We start from the raw sequence: 3,588 nt of genomic DNA, 5'->3' as shown, positions 1-3,588 counted from the left end.
CAGCGTGCCGCGCGCCGCGAGCTCGCCGTGCGGCGCGCGGCGGCGGTGCGGGCCGTGCTGGAGGCGCAGCCGGAGCTGGAGTTCGTCAACGGCGGTGGCACCGGCAGTGTGCAGCACACCGCCGGTGAGGACTGCGTCACGGAGATCGCCGCCGGTTCGGGGCTGCTGATGCCGCGGTTGTTCGACAACTACACGTCCTTCTCCGGTCGTCCGGCGGCCCTGTTCGCCCAGCCGGTGGTGCGCCGCCCCGGGGTGGGGGCGGTGACGGTGCTCGGTGGCGGCTATCCCGCGTCCGGCGCGCCCGGAGCGGACCGGCTGCCCACGCCGTATCTGCCGGAAGGCCTGCGGTACGACCCGCAGGAGGGCGCCGGTGAGGTGCAGACGCCGCTGCTGGGCTCCGCGGCCGACGACCTGCTGCTGGGTGACAAGGTCTGGTTCCGGCACGCGAAGGCCGGTGAACTCGCCGAGCGGTTCGCCGAGTTCCACCTGGTGGAGGGCGAGCGCGTCACGTCCACGGTGCCCACGTACCGGGGCGAGGGCCGCACCTTCCTGTGAGCTGCGGCCTCCGGTGACGTACGTACGGCGCGGTCCCGCCGGCCGGCGAGTGCCGCCCGCCCCCGCGGCGGCGGGGTCCGGGCGGGCGCTCGGCGGGCGGGGTCACTTGGGCGGCGTGACGGCCTTCTCGACCTCCGCGAGCGTCTCCGGAGTCACCAGGCCGGTGTCGTCCAGGACCTCGAGGTGGTCCAGCACGGTCTGGTTGGCCTGGCGGGAGTGCCGGCGGATCAGGTCGTTCTGGGTGGAGCCGCGCACCTCACCGATGGTGGCGAAGATCTTGCCGTGCGAGGCACGCAGCAGGTTGGTGAAGATCCGGTCGAACTCCTCGCCCTTGGCGTTGCGCATCTCCTCGACCCAGCCCTGCTGCTCCTCGGTGGCCTCGTCGGGGATCTCCACACCGAGGATCTTCGCGTCCTCGCGGACCAGCTGGTCGAGCTTGGCGTGGCCGTCGATCAGGTGCAGTCCGGCGCGCTTCACGGCCTCGCTGGAGGCGTGGGTCTGCGCCAGTCTGCCGGCCGGGATCTCCCACAGTCCGGCCTGTCGCACCGCGACCAGGAACGTCCGGTCGATCTCGGTCACGGTCCCGGCGGCGGACTGCCGCCCGCCGGGTGCGTCCGCCGAACCCTGCGGCCTGGTGCCGTCCTGCAGGCTTCCGGTGTCGGCGGAGGGCACACTGCCCACGTCCGCCTGGCTGTTGCTGCCCTGGAGGGTCAGCAGAACTGTCGCGACCGCGATCAGAACCGCGGCCGCGACAGTCACGGCGGTGAAGCGCGGCGGCACGGAACGCGTTGCCATTCGTCGCCTCAGTCGCATGGGTCCTCCTTCTTCACACCGGCCCCCCGGCACCTCCGCACACTGCCTGGTGTGCGGAGCGCGTCGGGAATCTTGCGCCAGAAAGGTGAAGTCGGCCGTGTGCCCTCGTCATGTGCGGTAGCGTGCGTCGGCTACTGCGGCGTGACGTACGCCCCGGCGATGCCGCCGTCGACGAGGAACTCGGCGGCGTTGACGAACGACGCGTCGTCGCTGGCGAGGAAGGCCACCGCAGCGGCGATCTCCTCCGGTTCCGCGAACCGGCCCACCGGCACGTGCACCAGGCGGCGCTGGGCGCGCTCGGGGTCCTTGGCGAACAGCTCCTTCAGCAGCGGGGTGTTGACGGGCCCCGGGCAGAGGGCGTTGACCCGGATGCCCTCGCGGGCGAACTGCACCCCCAGTTCCCGGGACATCGCCAGAACCCCGCCCTTGGACGCGGTGTAGGCGATCTGCGAGGTGGCGGCACCCATCACGGCGACGAAGGAGGCGGTGTTGATGATCGAGCCGCGCTGCTGCTGCCGCATGTAGGGCAGGGCGTGCTTGCAGCAGAGGAAGACCGAGGTGAGGTTGACCTGCTGCACCCGCTGCCAGGCGTCGAGTCCGGTGGTGAGGATGGAGTCGTCGTCGGGCGGGGAGATGCCCGCGTTGTTGAAGGCGATGTCGACCGAGCCGAAAGTCTCGTTCGCGGTCCGGAACAGCGCCTCCACCTGGTCGGAGTCGGTGACGTCGACGGGCACGAAGAGCCCGCCGGTCTGCTCCGCGGCGGCCTTGCCGCTCTCGGCGTCCACGTCGGCGCACACCACGTCGGCGCCCTCGGCGGCGAGCCGCCGGGCCGCGGCCAGCCCGATGCCGCTGCCGGCCCCGGTGACCACCGCGGTCCGGCCGACCAGCCTGCGGCACACTGCTGCTTCCGTCACTGTTGCTCCTTCTCGGGTTGTGGACATCGGGTTCCCGGTGGTCGGGGCCGTCGTCAGGCCGCCTCGGGCCGTCGTCAGGTGCTGAGGAAGACGTTCTTGGTCTCGGTGAAGGCGGCCAGCGCCTCGGGGCCCAGCTCGCGCCCGAGACCGGACTGCTTGAAGCCCCCGAACGGTGTCCAGTAGCGCACGCTGGCATGCGAGTTGACGGAGAGGTTGCCGGCCGCGACGGCCCGCGACATGCGCAGTGCCCGCGAGACGTCCCGCGTCCAGATCGAGCCCGACAGCCCGTAGGGCGTCGCGTTGGCGAGCCGCACGGCGTCCTCCTCGTCGGTGAAGGGCACGACCACGGCGACGGGCCCGAAGACCTCCTCGACGGCGACGGGGCTGCCCGGATCGCTCTCCAGCACGGTCGCCGGGTACCAGAAGCCCTTGCCGCCCGGAACCCGGCCGCGGATGGCGGCCGGCGCGTCCTCGGGCACGTAGGACCGGACCCGCGCCCGCTGGGCGGCGGAGATCAGCGGGCCCATGGAGGTGTCCGGGTCCGTCGGGTCGCCGCAGGAGAAGGCGTGCACCTCCGGTTCCAGGAGTTCCATGAACCGCTGGTACACGTCGGCCTGCACCAGGATGCGGCTGCGGGCGCAGCAGTCCTGACCCGCGTTGTCGAGGAACGAGCCGGGTGCGGCCGCCGCGGCCTGCTCCAGATCGGCGTCGGCGAAGACGACGTTGGGGCTCTTGCCGCCCAGTTCCAACGTCACCCGTTTCACCTGGTCGGCGCAGGCGGCCATGATGGCCTTGCCGACGCGGGTCGAGCCGGTGAAGACGACCTTGGCGACGTCGGCGTGCTCGACCAGGGCCCGCCCGGCCACGGGTCCGGCGCCGGGCAGCACCTGGAAGAGGCCCTCGGGCAGTCCGGCGGCGAGTGCGAGTTCGGCCAGCCTCAGTGCGGTCAGCGGCGTCGTCTCGGCCGGCTTCAGCAGTACGGCGTTGCCGGCGGCGAGCGCGGGCGCGCTGCCCCAGGCGGCGATCGGCATCGGGAAGTTCCAGGGGGCGATCACCGCGACGACACCGAGCGGCTCGCGGAAGGTGAGGTTGACGCCTCCGGGGACGGGGATCTGGCTGCCGGTCAGCCGCTCGACCCCGCCGGCCGCGTAGTCCAGCAGGTCGCGGACGTTGCCGGCCTCCCAGCGGGCCGCGGCGACCGGATGGCCGGCCTCGCGGACCTCCAACTGGGCGAGTTCCTCCAGGTGGTCGTCGACGACGGTCGCGAACCGGCGCAGCAGCCGGGCCCGTTCGCCGGGCGCGAGCG

At 72.6% G+C, this 3,588-nt stretch carries 4 protein-coding genes; 1 reads left to right on the top strand and 3 read right to left on the bottom strand.

The window, feature by feature from the left end:
• Positions 1 to 555: type III PLP-dependent enzyme domain-containing protein (locus ACYVE9_RS19150; RefSeq protein ID WP_461029109.1), on the top strand; the 555-nt coding region annotated here is incomplete at its 5' end.
• A 102-nt stretch (positions 556 to 657) separates the two neighbouring features.
• Here ACYVE9_RS19150 and ACYVE9_RS19145 read toward each other — a convergent pair.
• From ACYVE9_RS19145 to ACYVE9_RS19135, 3 genes are all read right to left on the bottom strand, one after another.
• On the bottom strand, positions 658 to 1,350 hold the full coding sequence (locus ACYVE9_RS19145) for a DUF4142 domain-containing protein (RefSeq protein WP_461029108.1): 693 nt from the start codon (positions 1,348 to 1,350) through the stop codon (positions 658 to 660).
• Positions 1,351 to 1,499: 149 nt separating this feature from the next.
• A complete protein-coding gene (locus tag ACYVE9_RS19140; RefSeq protein ID WP_461029107.1) occupies positions 1,500 to 2,309 on the bottom strand; it encodes a 3-oxoacyl-ACP reductase in 810 nt (269 codons plus the stop codon).
• A gap of 47 nt (positions 2,310 to 2,356) precedes the next feature.
• Positions 2,357 to 3,588, bottom strand: a 1,232-nt coding sequence (locus ACYVE9_RS19135; protein ID WP_461029106.1) for an aldehyde dehydrogenase family protein, incomplete at its 5' end; no start/stop codon positions are given.

Source organism: Streptomyces sparsus, from assembly GCF_054776295.1.
This window is presented reverse-complemented; position numbering and strand designations above follow the sequence as displayed.

Excerpts from the sequence above, each read along its gene's own strand:
- ACYVE9_RS19145 (WP_461029108.1), bottom strand. The coding sequence starts at position 1,350 with ATGGCAACGCGTTCCGTGCCGCCGCGCTTCACCGCCGTGACTGTCGCG.
- ACYVE9_RS19140 (WP_461029107.1), bottom strand. The coding sequence starts at position 2,309 with ATGTCCACAACCCGAGAAGGAGCAACAGTGACGGAAGCAGCAGTGTGC.